Annotated in this window: 14 protein-coding genes and 6 pseudogenes; 2 read left to right on the forward strand and 18 right to left on the reverse strand. The window is 67.7% G+C overall.

Going from position 1 to position 14,864, the window contains the following annotated elements:
- Positions 1-10 precede the first annotated feature (10 nt).
- Positions 11-1,902: pseudogene (dnaG, locus tag K0H76_RS17310) on the reverse strand (DNA primase).
- A 57-nt stretch (positions 1,903-1,959) separates the two neighbouring features.
- Between dnaG and K0H76_RS17315 the strand changes: the two are divergent.
- A complete protein-coding gene (locus tag K0H76_RS17315; RefSeq protein ID WP_258933807.1) occupies positions 1,960-2,457 on the forward strand; it encodes a YbaK/EbsC family protein in 498 nt (165 codons plus the stop codon).
- Positions 2,458-2,467: 10 nt separating this feature from the next.
- Here the strand turns inward: K0H76_RS17315 and K0H76_RS17320 are convergent, their stop codons facing one another.
- From K0H76_RS17320 to K0H76_RS17390, 15 genes and pseudogenes are all read right to left on the reverse strand, one after another.
- Complete coding sequence (locus K0H76_RS17320) at positions 2,468-3,853, reverse strand: ATP-binding cassette domain-containing protein (RefSeq protein WP_258933808.1); 1,386 nt, start codon at positions 3,851-3,853, stop codon at positions 2,468-2,470.
- Positions 3,850-3,999 carry a hypothetical protein gene (locus K0H76_RS17325; RefSeq protein ID WP_258933809.1) on the reverse strand — a complete coding sequence of 50 codons (150 nt, stop codon included), beginning with the start codon at positions 3,997-3,999 and terminating at the stop codon, positions 3,850-3,852. Before K0H76_RS17325 ends, K0H76_RS17320 begins: the two co-directional genes overlap by 4 nt.
- Before the next feature lie 153 nt (positions 4,000-4,152).
- Positions 4,153-4,491: an ECF transporter S component gene (locus K0H76_RS17330; RefSeq protein ID WP_258933810.1), complete on the reverse strand. Its 339-nt coding sequence runs from the start codon at positions 4,489-4,491 to the stop codon at positions 4,153-4,155.
- A 42-nt stretch (positions 4,492-4,533) separates the two neighbouring features.
- Positions 4,534-4,908, reverse strand: coding sequence for a hypothetical protein (locus K0H76_RS17335; RefSeq protein ID WP_258933811.1), 375 nt, complete (start codon positions 4,906-4,908; stop codon positions 4,534-4,536).
- A gap of 133 nt (positions 4,909-5,041) precedes the next feature.
- A pseudogene (locus K0H76_RS17340) lies at positions 5,042-6,338 on the reverse strand (deoxyguanosinetriphosphate triphosphohydrolase).
- Positions 6,339-6,409: 71 nt separating this feature from the next.
- Positions 6,410-7,571: pseudogene (gene dusB / locus K0H76_RS17345) on the reverse strand (tRNA dihydrouridine synthase DusB).
- A 12-nt stretch (positions 7,572-7,583) separates the two neighbouring features.
- Complete coding sequence (locus K0H76_RS17350) at positions 7,584-8,495, reverse strand: GNAT family N-acetyltransferase (RefSeq protein WP_258933812.1); 912 nt, start codon at positions 8,493-8,495, stop codon at positions 7,584-7,586.
- Between the two features lie 45 nt (positions 8,496-8,540).
- Positions 8,541-9,924 (reverse strand): annotated as a pseudogene (locus K0H76_RS17355) (glycine--tRNA ligase).
- Between the two features lie 73 nt (positions 9,925-9,997).
- The gene (locus K0H76_RS17360) at positions 9,998-10,594 is read right to left on the reverse strand and encodes a DMT family transporter (RefSeq protein WP_258933813.1); all 597 of its coding nucleotides are present in this window, start codon (positions 10,592-10,594) and stop codon (positions 9,998-10,000) included.
- Entirely contained in the window at positions 10,585-10,959 is a 375-nt protein-coding gene (locus K0H76_RS17365; RefSeq protein WP_258933814.1) for a DMT family transporter, read from the reverse strand. The genes K0H76_RS17360 and K0H76_RS17365 overlap by 10 nt, the downstream gene beginning before the upstream one ends.
- Before the next feature lie 28 nt (positions 10,960-10,987).
- Positions 10,988-11,266, reverse strand: a complete 279-nt coding sequence (locus K0H76_RS17370) for a hypothetical protein (RefSeq protein WP_258933815.1) — start codon at positions 11,264-11,266, stop codon at positions 10,988-10,990.
- Positions 11,267-11,299: 33 nt separating this feature from the next.
- Positions 11,300-11,851, reverse strand: coding sequence for a MurR/RpiR family transcriptional regulator (locus K0H76_RS17375; protein ID WP_258933816.1), 552 nt, complete (start codon positions 11,849-11,851; stop codon positions 11,300-11,302).
- A gap of 141 nt (positions 11,852-11,992) precedes the next feature.
- Entirely contained in the window at positions 11,993-12,157 is a 165-nt protein-coding gene (locus K0H76_RS17380) for a DMT family transporter (RefSeq protein WP_258933817.1), read from the reverse strand.
- Positions 12,121-12,345 carry a DMT family transporter gene (locus tag K0H76_RS17385; protein WP_258933818.1) on the reverse strand — a complete coding sequence of 75 codons (225 nt, stop codon included), beginning with the start codon at positions 12,343-12,345 and terminating at the stop codon, positions 12,121-12,123. The genes K0H76_RS17380 and K0H76_RS17385 overlap by 37 nt, the downstream gene beginning before the upstream one ends.
- Positions 12,345-12,845 carry a DMT family transporter gene (locus K0H76_RS17390; protein ID WP_258933819.1) on the reverse strand — a complete coding sequence of 167 codons (501 nt, stop codon included), beginning with the start codon at positions 12,843-12,845 and terminating at the stop codon, positions 12,345-12,347. Before K0H76_RS17390 ends, K0H76_RS17385 begins: the two co-directional genes overlap by 1 nt.
- A 100-nt stretch (positions 12,846-12,945) precedes the next feature.
- Between K0H76_RS17390 and K0H76_RS17395 the strand changes: the two genes are divergently transcribed.
- The gene (locus K0H76_RS17395; RefSeq protein ID WP_258935463.1) at positions 12,946-13,191 is read left to right on the forward strand and encodes an RNA-binding S4 domain-containing protein; all 246 of its coding nucleotides are present in this window, start codon (positions 12,946-12,948) and stop codon (positions 13,189-13,191) included.
- A gap of 33 nt (positions 13,192-13,224) precedes the next feature.
- Here the strand turns inward: K0H76_RS17395 and K0H76_RS17400 are convergent.
- Positions 13,225-14,037 (reverse strand): annotated as a pseudogene (locus K0H76_RS17400) (SGNH/GDSL hydrolase family protein); the annotation flags it as partial.
- 174 nt (positions 14,038-14,211) lie between these two features.
- A pseudogene (locus K0H76_RS17405) lies at positions 14,212-14,852 on the reverse strand (dienelactone hydrolase family protein).
- Between the last annotated feature and the right edge of the window lie 12 nt (positions 14,853-14,864).

A 14,864-nucleotide genomic window follows, 5' to 3' on the forward strand; every position in this document is an offset into this window, starting at 1 on the left:
GACCGAGGACTCAGTCGACCGTGCGCAGGGCCCGGCGTTTGCGCTCCAGGAGCATCAGCTCCTCGTTGAGGCGGCGATACTCCTGGGACTGCTGAGAGTGGTCCATCCGCTGAAGCTGACCGAGCAGGTTGGCCTTCTCGTGCTGGATCTTGAGCTCGACGAGCCGGTTGAGGATCTCACGGCAGTACCGCTCCATGTTCTCCTCGGTGCTGGCCGGAAGCTCAGTGACGGCCAGCTCCCCACCAGTCCGCGCAGAGGCTCCGGGACCTCCTGACGCACTGTGGCCACCCACGAGCGAGGATCCGTCGCCTTGGCCGCTGCGAGGCGGATGCCGTCGTGCAGCGCCTGGTGCGCCGCGGCGGTGAAGCGGACGCTGAAGACCTCCTCCCACTGCTCGGCAGTGAGCCGTGCCGGGTGCTGCAGGATCACCTCCAGCGCCTGCCGCTCCATCAGCACCGCAGGATCCCGCGTGTCAGGGCGCTGGTAGCGCGGCTGCGGAGGCTGCCCGGATGCACCCTCGGATCGCTGCTGGCCGCGCGCGGCAGCATCGGGGCCCGACGCGGCGTTCGCCTTGGCCTGGCCCGCTTTGGCCGCTGACCGGACTGCTGAGTCCACCTCGCCCACGTCGGTGCCCAGCCAGCCTACCAGCTCCCGCGTGTACGCCGAGCGCAGCGCCGCATCCCGAATGCCTACCACCACCGCAGCCGTCACCCGCAGGGCTCCGACCCGCCCTCGATCGTGGCGAGGTCCCAGTCCGCCAGACGACGCCGCAGCACGAACTCCACCAGTGGGGCCTTGGACTCGATCACCTGCGCCACGGCGTCATCTCCGCGGTGCTGCCGAACATCGCAGGGGTCCATACCGTCGGGGCCGACAGCGATGTAGGTCTGGGCGTTGAACTGGCTGGCCTCATTGAATGCCCGAATCGCGGCCTGCTGACCGGCCTCGTCGCCGTCGAAGGTGAAGATCACCTCCGCCGGGGAGCCGTCGTCGGAGAGGAGCCGCGCGCGATCTTGATGTGCCCGTCGCCGAAGGCGGTGCCGCAGGTGGCCACGGCGGTGTCCACCCCGGCGATGTGGCAGGCCATCACGTCCGTATAGCCCTCCACGACGACCAGCTGGCGCTTCTTGGCGATGCTGCGCTTGGCGTGCTCCATGCCGTAGAGGACCTGAGACTTCTTGTATATCGGAGTCTCGGGGAATTCAGGTACTTCGGGCCCTGATCGTCGTCATAGAGGCGGCGGCCGCCGAAGCCCACGGTGTTCGTCGCCATGTCTTTGATCGGCCACAGCAGCCTACCCTGAACCTGTCGTAGAGGCCTCGGCCGCCCTCTGAGAAGAGGCCGGTGTGCTTGAGCTCCTCATCGCTGAACCCTTTGCCGCGCAGGTGTCCCAGCAGGTTGTTCCAGCCTCGGGGCGCGTAGCCCACTCCGAAGCGCAGGGCATGCTCCCGCGTGAACCCTCGGGAGGTGAGCTCGTCGCGGGCGATCTGCGCCTCCGGCGAGTTCAGGTGGTGCGCGAAGAACTCCTCAGCGATCTTGTGGGCGTCGAGGAGACGCTGCCGCCTACTTACCTCCTGCTTGTCCGGGCCTGAGCCGCCGTCCTCGTAGCGAAGCTCAACGCCGTACCTGTTGGCCAGGCGCTCGACGGTCTCGGCGAAGCTGGTGTGCTCCATGCCTTGGATGAAGGCGAAGACGTCCCCGACTCCTCGCACCCGAAGCAGTGGTAGGTGCCCACCTGGGGACGGATGTGGAACGAGGGCGTGCGCTCGTCATGGAAGGGGCAGAGTCCTTTGTAGGAGTCGACCCCGCCTTCTTGAGGGTGACGTACTGCTCAACGATCTCGCGCAGATCGGCACGCTCGCGGACCGCATCGATGTCTTCGCGCCTGATCAGTCCTGCCACAGCACCCATGGTCCCACGTCCCCGTCCTCAGTGCTCTGCTGTGAAAAACTGAGCATCATGACTGAATCTTCCGGACGCGATCGCGTGCAGCACGACGCCGACCAGCGCGGGGTCCCCGTTGAATTCGCCGGACGAGGACCGGCCCGCTCCGTCGAGGAGGCGGCGGCCTCACTCGGCGTCGAGGTCAGCAGGATCGTGAAGACCTTGGTGGTCCGCGCCAGACGCACCCAGACGGCCTCCGAGTCCGAGTTCGTCCTCGCACTCATTCCCGGCGACCGAGCGGTCGACTGGGCCAAGCTGCGCAGACTGGTAAGCTTCAAGAAGATGGCGATGGCCACCCCCGAGGAAGGACTCAGTGCCACCGGATACCACCCCGGGACAATCACTCCCTTCGGCACCCGCTCGGCCCTTCCGGTCTACGCGGATGAGAGCATCAGCGGGCGGATCGCGATGGGCGCAGGCGAGCCTGACCTGAACCTCTACGTGGAAGCCTCCGAGCTGTTCGGCAGCTTCGGCGTGACCACAGGAGACATCGGCAGGACCAACGGGTCATAGCCCGTCTGCATCACTCGACGTCGTCGATCCCGCGGGCGGCAAGAGCCTTTCCGGTGTCTCTGGCATAGGCGACCGCGGCCAGCAGCACAGGGACCGTCCTGGCCCGCAGATCCCTCTCCAGGCCCCTGGCCCGCGCCTGCTGCTCGGCCACACGGAACTGGTCCGCCAGATACGGCACGGCACGCAGCATCACCATCGCCGCCAGCACGATCCTGCCGGGCCTCAGCCCGATGAGCCGAAGCGGACGCAGCAGGGCTGAGAAGACCCGCAGGAGCTCCGGGACGGAAGTTGTCAGAATCATCAGCTGAGCGGCCAGGACCCCGCCAGGACGCGGGTGATGACCTCCAGCCCCGTGGCGACGTCGTTGAAGATCAGCTGGGCCAGCAGCACAGCGGCGATCAGCAGCCAGATCCTCCTGAGCAGCACCAGCAGCATGCGCAGCGGGACTCAGGCGCCCACCGCCAGCACGATGATGCTTACCACCACGGCTGCGCTCACGGCAGGATCCCGCACTGCCATGACGAGGATCGCTGTGGCCGCCATGCCTGCGACCTTCGCCCCCGCCGGCGTCCGGTGCAGGAAGCCCACGGTGGGAGATCGCTGGCCGAAGACCTGATCGCGGGGACGTATAGGCCGCGGTCGTCTGCGGGTGCGCCGCTTCCCTTCGGGGCGCCGAGTCTCTGTGCTCATGCATCGACCCGTCGGATGTACTCGGCGACGACCGCCTCGGGGTTCCGTCAGCGGCAATCTGCCCATCCTGCACCAGGATCGTCCTCTCGGCCTGCACTGCGAGCTGGAGATCGTGCGTAGCCGTGATGACCTGGATGCCCTGTCGGGACTGGATGCGATCCACCACCGCGGTGAAGCGCCGGGCGTTGACCCGGTCGAGGAGGGTGGTCGGCTCATCGAGGAGCAGAACCTCAGGCTGCAGCACCAGAACGGTCGCCAGCGCGACGAGCTGCTGCTGGCCCGCGGAGATCTCATGGGAGCTGCGCTCGGCAAGCTCGGCGATGCCCAGCTCCTCCAGGCACGCCATCGCCTCCTCGCGGCCCCGCGACCGTGACTTCGTGCGGCGACGCAGCGACAGCTCCACGTCCTCGAGCGGGGTGGGCATCACCAGCTGGGCAGCCGGATTCGCGAAGACGAACCCTGCGCGTCGGCGCACATGGGTGCCGCTGTCGACCGTGTCGGCGCCATGGACTGAGACGTACCCGTGGGTGGGCTCGACCAGGCCGTTGATGAGCTGAAGCAGCGTGGACTTTCCGCCGCCGTTGGGGCCGATCACACTGATGCGCTTCTCGGTGAGCGACAGGTCAGGAACGCGCAGCAGCTCTCGCTCGCCGACGAGCACGCGTACGCGGTCGAAGGCGATCAGCCTCTCGGCAGCAGGGGTCACCGCGGCCGGACCAGCAGAGCGGGGAATGCTCGATGGATCAGGGCTGCGGCAAGGGCGGCGACGAACGACTTCACGAGATCGCCCGGCCAGAAGACGACGTCGGCTAGGAACGCCTGCTGCAGCGAGAGGTCCAGGTTGAGCATCATGCCTGCGATGCCCAGCGGATGTATGGCCAGGATGCTTCCGCTCAGCGCCGCGGCAAAGAGCAGCGGAATCCACCAGCGGGGGCCGTTCGCCTCAGCGCGGCCCGCGCGACGAGGCCCACGATGAGGGCTGATACGGGGAAGGCCAGCAGGTAGTTACCGAGGGGCCCACGAGCGCGCCCAGCCCTCCGGTGAATCCGGCAAGGATGGGAAGTCCCAACAGGCCCAGGCATACATAGAGGCCTGCTGCGGCGGCGCGCGCCACGGGCCCAGGACAAGCCCCGCCAGAGCGACCCCCAGGCTCTGCAGGGTGATCGGAACACCAGCATTGCCCGCCGGGATGGGCGGGGCGAAGGTCAGCACCGCGATCAGCGCCGCGAAGACGCCGATGAGGGCGACGTTCATGACCGTCTCCGGGCTGCGGGAGCGCTGCGCAGCTCGTCCGGCGGATTCGTCTGCGGTGGCCTCGGTATTTGAACGGTGTTCAGCAAGCATAGGTCGAGACTAGCCCGCCATTGAACGGTGTACAAAACGGGGTCAGCTGCCGCTCAGCACCGAGCGCATCGCATGCTCATACAGCTTCGCGCTGCGATCCTCATCAGCCGTTCCGAAGAGGCTGGCGTTCTGCTCCACTGCGACAGCGCCCAGGGCGCAGCGCATCAGCACCGCAGCCACCTCGGCGGCCGAGTCTGCGTCAGCCCCTTCGGCCTCAAGGGCCGCCGTCAGGCCTGGCACAGGCGGAAGCTCCGCATCCAGGGCGTAGGCGATCAGGACCAGATCAGCGCCGTCGCGCAGTGAGAGCAGCGTCCGGCGCAGGCGCAGCAGCAGATCGAACGGGGCCTCCTGAGCATCATCCAGGGGCACGAGTGCGTAACGGGCGACCAGCCGCAGCAGCTCCTGCTTGTTCGGCACGTGGTAGTACAGGGCCCCGGCCGCACCTCCAGGGCTGAGGAGATGCGACGCATCGAGACGTCCTGAAGGCCGTAGTCGCGAAGCAGCTCATAGGCCGCCTCGACGATCCGCTCTCTGGACAGCGCCATGCGGGTCAGGCGAAGAGCCGGTTCACCACAGGCTTGCCGTGGACCAGGGTGGCGTACCACTCCAGGGCGGCGCCGTCGGTGAGCGAAGCGATCTGATCGATCACGGCCCGGTGCCGCGCAGCATCGTCGTCCGCAGCCCGGTAGTCCGCCTGGAACTGAGGGTCCAGGAACCGATCCTTGGTGTCCATCAGGAGGCTGTGCAGGTCCGTGAGCACGTCCTTCTGCCTGGTGTAGACGGGCATCTGCTCCCGGGAGGCCATGATGTAGTTCGCCGCGATCCCCTTCATCACCTGGATCTCCTCCAGGGTCTCGGTGGGCACCACCAGGTCCGCCTCGTGGCGGACCAGCGGCTGTCCGCCGTGGGCCCTGCGTGTGGCGTCGTAGATGGCGCCGCAGAACCGGCCGATCAGGTCGGAGGTCATGTTCTTCAGCGCCGCGAGGGATCGTCGGGAGCCGTCCGACTCGCGAACCCAGGACTCCGCCGCGGACAGCCGTGCGATCGCCTCGTCCAGACGTCCCTCCGAGGTGTGCGGGAGGTACCACTCCTGGGTGGTCTGGATGACTCGGGCCCGCTGCAGATCGTTGTCCAGGAAGCCGAGCTGGAATCGGCCTGAGACGATCCGTCCTCCACATCGTGCACCGAGTAGGCGATGTCGTCGGCGGCGTCCATCACCTGCCCCTCCATGGGGGTGCGGACTCCGCCGGTCCCCTCGCGCATCCAGTCGAAGACGCCGAGGTCGTCCGCGTAGGCGCCGAACTTGGGGCTTCTGGCCCCGTCATGCCTCAGCGGCGCCTGGTGCGCCTGCCACGGGTACTTCACCGCCGCATCAATGGACGCACGGGTGAGATTCAGGTAAGCAGAGCGCCCATCAGGGTGGAAGCGCTTGGTCTCGAGACGCGTGAGGATGCGCAGCGTCTGCGCATTGCCTTCGAATCCTCCGATGCCTGCGGCGAGCTCGTTGAGGACCTTCTCGCCGTTGTGCCCGAACGGCGGGTGCCCCAGGTCATGGCTGAGGCAGGCGCCGTCCACCACGTCCGGGTCGCAGCCCAGCTGACGGCCGAGCTCCCTGCCGACCTGCGCCACTTCCAGAGTGTGCGTCAGGCGAGTGCGGGAGAAATCGTCGACATCCGGGAGACCACCTGCGTCTTGGCGCCCAGGCGGCGAAGGCTCGAAGAGTGCAGGAGCCTGGCACGGTCCCGTTCGAAGCTGGAGCGGTAGACGGACTTGCCGTGCTCGGGAACCCACCGATCCTCGTCGGATTCCGCGTAGCCCGGGGGCAGGGCCGAGTAGTCACCCTCGATGCGCTCCACATTCCTGACATTCACGGGCTTCAGCCTACCGGGGCGCTGCTCGGGCCGCAGGGCTGGGGCCGCTAGCCGCCCGAGATGTCCACTTCGGCGGCCTGGATCATGCGCTGCTGATCCTCGTTGAGCTCCTGGGAGCTCAGCCAGTCCTCCGGTAGGTGAACCTTCTTGGCCGAGCCTGCACGGCCCCGGGGCCCTTCGGCAGGCTCCCCGGGTAGCCGATGGACTGGTCGAGCCTGCCGAGCAGGTCCTCCAGCTGGGCGAGCGTCTCGACGGTGACCAGCTGCGAGCGCAGCTCGCCGCCGATCGGATAGCCCTTGAAGTACCAGGCCACGTGCTTGCGGATGTCCTGCATGGCTTTGCGCTCGTCCCCGTCGAAGTAGGGGATCAGCATCTGGGCGTGCCTCAGGAGGGTGTCGATGACCATGGGCAGTCCCGGTCGGTGCCGGTCCTCCCTGCCCTCGAAGGCGGCCTGCAGGTCTCCGAACAGCCACGGGCGTCCCTGGCAGCCGCGGCCGACGACGACCCCGTCGACACCGGTCTGCTCGACCATCCGCACCGCATCCTCAGCGGACCAGATGTCTCCGTTGCCGAGCACCGGAATGTCGGTCAGCGCGTCTCGAAGGCGCTTGATGGCGTCCCAGTCGGCCTGGCCTGAGTAGTGCTGGCGGGCGGTGCGTCCGTGCAGCGCGACCGCGGCCACTCCTGCATCGCGGGCCGCACGGCCTGCCTCGAGGAAGGTGAGGTGGTCTTCGTCGATGCCCTTGCGCATCTTCACCGTGACGGGGATGTTCGCCCGGGAGGCCTCGCGCACCGCAGTGCTGATGATGGATTCGAACAGGCGGATCTTCCACGGCAGCGCGGAGCCGCCGCCCTTGCGAGTGACCTTGGGCACCGGGCAGCCGAAGTTCAGGTCGATATGGTCGGCGTGGTCCTCCTCCACCAGCATCCGGACGGCGTGGCCGGTGGTGACAGGGTCCACGGAGTACAGCTGGACCGATCGCGGGACTTCGTCGGGCTCATGCCTGATGATCCGCAGAGACTCGGGACGGCGTTCGACCAGCGCCCGTGCTGTGACCATCTCGTTGACGTAGAGGCCCCGCCGTGCTCGCGGCAGAGACGACGGAAGGCGGTGTTGGTGATGCCTACCATCGGCGCCAGGACCACGGGTGTGTCGACCGTGATGGGCCCGAGCTTCAGGGGCGGGAGGAGCTTATTCAGCGTCTGCATCGCGGGCGTAGATCAGGGCTTCGAAGTCGACCTGTGCATCGCTGCGGTCCACCAGGGCGTCGGTGAGACGCTTGAGGGGACCATGGAGCTGTCCACCTCCAGACGCACCGGGAAGCGGGCGGCGACCATGGCGAGCAGGTCGCGGACGGCGGCCTCGATCTCTTCGTCGCTCAGGGACGGGTTCCAGCCAAGCAGCACATCGGCGGGGTCCTCGCTCTGCTCAGCGGTGTAGCTGACGGCGAAGGCGAGGATGCGGCTCTGCTCGGTGTCGCGCAGGACGACCGCACCGGATGCGCCGGTCTCCGGGGAAAGCAGCATCTGCTGCGCCTTCCCAATGGTCATCTCCGCCCGGTCCCATTCGTGGACAGCGTTGTAGAACTCGGCGACCAGTTCGCTCAGCTCGACGGAGCCTGTGGCGAGGTCCTCGATCTCCAGGGGTGAGGATTCGAGATCCGGCAGGGCGAGGGAGCCCGGCGTGACGACCACGCTCTGGGAGCACTGGATCTTGGTGAACCCGCTGTCCTTGAGGAAGCACTGGGCGGCGGAGCCTTTGGCGCAGCGGGCCTTCAGCGACTTCACGCCGCAGGAGGGCGCCTCGGCCTGCAGCAGCTCGAGCAGCTGGGCTGCCGCGCCGGACCGGCGGTGCTCGGGCGCCACCTCCGCATAGAAGGAGAGCCGATCGGGGTGCAGCGTTGATTTGAAGAGCGTCGCCGCCGCCACGGGAAGGCCGCCGAATTCGGCGACCACGCAGCGCGCCCACGGCGAGTTGGAGCTGGGCCGCAGCAGCGCACGGTCGGCATGGTGCATCGGGTTTTCGGGGTCGCCCCAGACCTCCAGGAGCGCTAGGTCATCTCCGTCGCGCCAGGGGCGGACGGTGAAGCCGTTCTCCAGGGTCAGGCGAGGTTCCACAGGGGTCTCGGACACACCGCGGGATTCTACGCCTGTTCTCGTCCCTATAAAACCCGAGGCTCAGGCTCCCATGAGCCGGGAGGCCAGATAGCTCTGCACCTGGTCGAGCGACACGCGCTCCTGCGTCATCTCGTCACGGTCACGGATGGTGACCGCCTGGTCCTCGAGAGTGTCGAAGTCGACGGTGATGCAGAAGGGCGTGCCGATCTCGTCCTGTCGGCGGTAGCGGCGCCCGATGGCCCCGGCATCGTCGTAGTCGATGTTCCAGTGCCGGCGCAGCTGGGCGGCAAGCTCCGCCGAGGGTCCGGCGAGCTCGGGCTTCTTGGACAGGGGCAGCACAGCCGCCTTGACCGGAGCGAGCTTGGGGTGGAGCTTCAGCACCGTGCGGACGTCGACGCCGCCTTTGGTGTTGGGGCCTCATCCTCCACATACGAGTCCACCAGGAACGCCATCATGGAGCGCGTCAGTCCGAAGCTCGGCTCGATGACGTACGGGACGTAGCGCTCCTCCGTGCCCTGGTCGTAGTAGGACAGCTCCTTGCCGGAGTGCTCGATGTGCTGGGAGAGGTCGTAGTCGGTGCGGTTGGCGATGCCCATGAGCTCGCCCCACTCCGAGCCGGGGAAGCCGAACTTGTACTCCAGGTCGATGGTGCGGTCCGAGTAGTGGGCGCGCTCGCCGTCGGGAACGTCGAACTGGCGCAGGTTCTGCGGGTTCAGCCCAAGGTCTGTGAACCAGCCGACGCAGTCCTCGACCCACTGGTCGAAGGAGGAGACGGCCTGCTCCGGGTGGATGAAGTACTCGATCTCCATCTGTTCGAACTCGCGGGTGCGGAAGATGAAGTTGCCCGGCGTGATCTCGTTGCGGAAGGCCTTGCCGATCTGGCCGATGCCGAAGGGCGGCTTCTTCCGGGCGGTGGTGACCACGTTGGCGAAGTTCACGAAGATGCCCTGGGCCGTCTCGGGCCGCAGGTAGTGCAGGCCGGACTCGTCGTCGACGACGCCCAGGTAGGACTTCACCAGGCCCGAGAACGCGCGGGGCTCGGTGAACCTGCCCTTGGTGCCGCAGTCGGGGCAGGGGATCTCGAACAGGCCGTCCTGAGGATCGCGGCCCTTCTTCTCCTGGAACGCTTCGATGAGCTTGTCCTCGCGGTGCCGCTTGTGGCACTGCAGGCACTCCACCAGGGGTCGGTGAAGGTGTCGACGTGCCCCGACGCCTTCCAGACCGCACTGGGAAGGATGATGCTGGAGTCCAGGCCGACCATGTCACCGCGCCCGCGGACGAAGGTCTGCCACCACTCGGCCTTGATGTTCTCCTTCAGCTCGGTGCCCAAGGGTCCGTAGTCCCAGGCCGACCTGGAGCCGCCGTAGATCTCACCGGCCTGATAGACGAAGCCGCGGCGCTTGGCCAGGTTGATGACTTTGTCCAGCGTGGTTTCGGTGGCCATATGGCGTGAACTCTCCTGAAAAGCTGAGGTGCGGGGTGCCCGAGGGCGGCAGCCCCGCAGGTCGCAGGCCAGCTTACCTCTGCCGCACCGGACGTCGAGGACCGGACAGGCCGATCAGGCAGGACGCTCCCAGTGCGATCACGATTCCGCCCAGAGTCCACCCGGTGACGACGACGCCTTCGGCCGGTGCGACCAGGTCCACCGCCACGGCTCCCAGAAGATGGCCCGCTGTGATTCCGATGCCGGCCGCCAATGCGCCCACTCGCCCGATCAGCACTGCCGAGACGGCGATCAGCAGGCAGCCGAGGGGACCTCCGGCGTAGTACCACCAGTTCGTGGGCTCAGTCAGCTCCGGCAGGGATCCGAGGGCAGATTCGGTGCCGCGCACCAGGTAAGCCACGACCAGTGCGAGGAGCCCAGCGGTGAAGTTGATGAGCGTCACCGGCGCAGGACTGACGTAGGCCGCCGACTGCCGGGCGTTGATCACCTGCTGGTAGGCGTTGAGCATGCCCGCCAGAAGAGCAAGCCCGGCGCTGAGGATCCACGCTGCGCCGAAGCCGTCGCCGGAGATTCCCGGGACCAGGATGAGCATAATGGCAACCACTGTCAGGGCCGCCGCAGTGCCGCGCATGAGCGTCAGCGGCTTGCGCCCGGCGGGGCTCAGGCCCACAGCGTCAAGAGTGATGTTCCCAGGAGCTGCCCCACGATGAGAGCCACGATGAAGACGGCTGCGCCCACCAGCCCGATCGTCAGCGCCTGCGTGAAGACGACCAGTCCTCCGACGGCGCCCGCTCCGAGGTGCCACCAGCGCACCTGCCCCGACCGCAGGGCTGCCGGCACCCGCGCGGTCGCCCTGCGGCTTCCGGGGTGCAGCGCGCAGATGAGAATCATAAGGAGCAGTCCTCCGGCGAAGGAGGCCGCAGCGGCCAGAATCGGGTCGCCTGCTTCCGCGCTCAGTGCGGCATTGATGCGCCCCTGGACCGGAAAGACCACTCCCGCCAGCAGCGCCAGGAGGACGAGGAGCAGCTTCTTCACGCCGATCAGCCTGCCACAGGGGCGGCGATCAGAGATCCTCGAGCTCGCCCATCTCCTCGTACGCCGCGGAGATGTGCGAGATGCGCCGGTGGCCGCTGGTGCGGCGGGCGTCGAGGACGCCGCTGGAGAGGATGCTGATCAGCGACATTGCCGCCGCATAGGAGTCGAAGGCGCCGTCAGCATGGTGTGAGCACTCGATCCACGCATCCGCTCGGTAAGCATAGGGACGCGCCGTGGAATCCCCGATGAGGAGCAGCCCAGCCTCGGCCGCATCGACTCTCTCCACCACGCGCCCGAAGAGAGCCACCTGCGGCGGAACCCCAGAACGATCACGAGATCCTCAGCCCCAGAGCGGCCAGCTCCTCCCCAGGGACTGTCCGGGCAGAGGCGCCAGCGTCACATCGCCGCGGATCTGGGTGAGCTGCTGGCGCAGATGAAGCGCGAGCGGGAACCCGTTGCGCAGCCCCACCACCACCACGCGCCGCGCGTCCGAGATCAGCTGCACGGCCTGCTGCAGGCGTCCGCCCTCCAAGGCGGCCATGACCCTGCTGAGGTTCTCCCGCTCCTGCGCCTCGTGCCGCTCCAGGACGGTGAGCCCCTCGGTGTCCTCGGAGCTGGCCGGAGCAGTCGTGGGGATGCCCCGGTGCCGCAGCTCCCGCACGTGGTCGCGGACCTCGCTGAACGATTCGAACCCCAGCTTGCGGAAGATGCGGGAGACGGTCGCCTTCGACACGCCCGCTTCGCGGCTGATGTCGGCGGCGGAGAAGATGGCGAGGTCCCCGAGATGCTCCAGCAGGAAGTCCGCCACCCGTCGCTCCTGGGGCGGAAGCTCCCCGTATGCGGCGTCGATGCGTGCGTCGATCCGCCTGCTGGCGGGAGTGCTGACCTCCATGGCGTCAGGATACCGAAACGAATGTTTCAGCAGATGAGCTGGGTGCGTCTCAGCGGGGACGAGAGCGACGGATGTCCGGCAGCGACGCCACCAGCACAGCGACGAGGGTCAGCACCGTTCCGGCCACCGTGGCGAAGGCGATCACGGATCCGGGCGCAGGGAAGATGATGTCCAGCACCAGGAGCCCACCAGCTGCCCGGCGATCATCCCCATGGCGGTGACCAGCACCCCCACTTGGGTGATGAGGTAGGCGCCCAGCCCCACAAAGATCAGCCCGAGGGCGCCGCCCAGATAGTTCCACCACACCGTCGGCAGCGCCTCCCCGTCCCGGCGATGAGCACCTTGCCCCCGTACACCGCAGCCATGAGCAGCGCTCCGGTGAGGAAGTTGAAGAGAGTGGCCGGAAGCAGGGTCCCGTAGGCAGCCGTCTGCCGACCATTGATGGCCTGCTGGGCCGACTGCACGAACCCTCCGGTGAAGGGAAGCACCACCATCAGGGCCCAAGCGAGCCCGCCGTTGGAGCCCAGCTGCGGGAGACGGCCCAGAGCACCGAGACGATGGTCAGCGCCGCACCGATCAGCCGAAAGCCGTTGAGCTGCTTGGGCCCTCCGGAGCCCAGCCCGATCTTGTCCCACAGCAGGCCTCCGATCGTCTGTCCGGTCACCACCGCCACGGAGAACACCGCGACCCCGACGACGGCCATGGCCACGCCTTGGGTAAAGATGAAGTAGGTGCCCAGACAGCCTGCGAGAAGATGCCACCACGACACCTCGCCGCTGCGCAGCGCCGGTCCGACCGCAGCGAGCCCCCACCTGCCGCGGCGGGTGAGGAGCGTGACCGGGGCGATGATTGCCAGCCCCACGAGATAGGTGAAGAGCGTGGAGATGAGAGGGTCATTCGCCGCCGCAGCGAGCTCCGCATTCACACGGCCCTGGGCCGGGATGGCCGCCCCTGCCGCGAGCATCACTCCGAGGAGCCACAGCCACTTCACCATGCGGCCGTGCGCGCTCCTCGGGGTCCTCGCTCATCGGCTCACTCTAACCACACGTACGTGCCGGACGCGGCAGCCCGGACGCGCTGACATACTCGTAGGCATGAGTGATGTGGAGCAGGTGCCGATCCGCGATGAGTCGATCCGTCTGGGACAGCTGCTGAAGCTTGCTTACGTGGTGGAGAACGGGGCGGTCGCCCGGGAGCTGATCGCTGAGGGCGCGGTCACCGTCGACGGTGCGGCGGAGGACCGCCGGGGAGCGCAGATCCGGGCGGGCCAGACGGTGCACTTCCGCGGTGAGGACTTCGGTCTGCCCACGGTGACGCTGACTCCCGTGCGCGAGGACTAGCCCGTCAGGCGTCGGAGGCGGCGCCGGTTCCTGGGGCATCGACCCGCCGAACAGGGGCTCGATGTTGGGGCGCTTGGCGGTGATGTTGTCTCCGGATGACTGGCCGCGAAGCGGCGGATCACCCACGGGAAGAGATGATGGCGCGCCCACACGGCGTCGTCGACCCGGGCCTCCCTCCAGGTGCGCTCCCCACCGGACGGGCCTCCGCTGGGCTGAGGTCATGCGGCACGTTGAGGGTGTCGAGCACCCGGCGAGCAATGATGTGGTGGCCCAGGGGCGAGAAGTGCAGACGGTCCTCATCCCAGGTCTCCTTGGCCGTCAGCTCCCGCAGGCTCCACATGTCCGCGACGACGGCGTCGTGGCGGAAGGCCACAGTGCGGATGTTCTCGTTGTAGATGGCCACCCTGCCTCGGATGGAGCCCACGACGGGAGTCTCGCGAAGGTCCGGCCCGGTGAAGAGCACGATGGTGGCGCCCGTGGTCGCAAGGATCTGCACCATGGTGTCGAGGATGCGGGCCGTTTCGTCCGGATCGGAGCCCGGCCGAATGACGTCATTGCCGCGGCGCACAGCGTGATCAGGTCAGGTTTGAGCTCCAGGGCGGGTGCGAGCTGGTCGTCCCGGATCTGTTCGATGAGCTTCCCGCGCACCGCGAGGTTCGCATACGAGAAGCGGGCTGTTCCCCGGGCGAGCTCCTCGGCGACCCGATCAGCCCATCCCCGGTGGTAGCCGGGCCGTGACTCGTCGGGGTCGCCGATGCCCTCAGTGAACGAATCTCCGAGGGCCACAAATCGCTGCCACGGGTGCTTGGCACGCGCAGCAGAAGGGCCGCCCTCCGATACCTTCAGATCGCCCCCGGCCGCTTCCACGGCCTCAGGCGCAGCTGACCGGCCCTCCTGGGCACCGGGGACAGGTTCCGGGCCGATGCTCTCCTCGCGGCTGTTCGATGCTGGCTCTGATCCGCTCACCCCTCTGTTCTATCGCAGCCGCACAGGAAGATCCATCCTCCCCAGGGCTGATGCTCAGCGGGGCTTCAGCACCGCATGGGTCAGGAACTCGCCCACATGCGCCAGCTCCTGAGGCACGATGCCGTGGTAAGCGCCCGCGTAGAGCACCTTCGTCAGCTTCACCGTGGAGGTGGCCCACCGATGGGTGTACTCCACATGGTCAGCCGGAATGATCGGGTCCTCCTGGTCGCGCCCCAGAAGAGCGGAACGCCGCTGGAGGCGACCTCGTCGTCCTTGAAGTACCCCTCCGGGATGCCCTCGCCGCGTTCGGGGTCGACGGCGAACCCGGAGAGGCCGACCACGGCGGCGAACTCATCCGGCCTGGAGCGCAGCAGCGACGTCGCCATCGCCATACCCATCGAGAAGCCCAGCAGGGTCACCGAGGAGTGGTTCGGCTTCACCGAGGCCACCCAGCTCCAGAGGTCCTCCACCGCATCGTGGGCAGCCATCGACGAGTAGGCCAGTCGCTGCACGTCGAGCTCGAACCAGGTGTACGCCCCGCCTCCCAAGCTCACGGGTGCCTGCACAGAGGCATAGGTGAAGTCTGCGGGGAGGTGCGGAACGAGCCCGGCAAGGTCCTGCGCGTTGGCGCCGTAGCCGTGCAGCAGCACCACCAGCGGCGTGCCCTGCCGCTCGGACTCGTCACGCGACCACAGGACGTCATAGGG

The organism is Nesterenkonia pannonica (genome assembly GCF_019575955.1).
GTDB classification, from domain to species: Bacteria; Actinomycetota; Actinomycetes; order Actinomycetales; family Micrococcaceae; genus Nesterenkonia; species Nesterenkonia pannonica.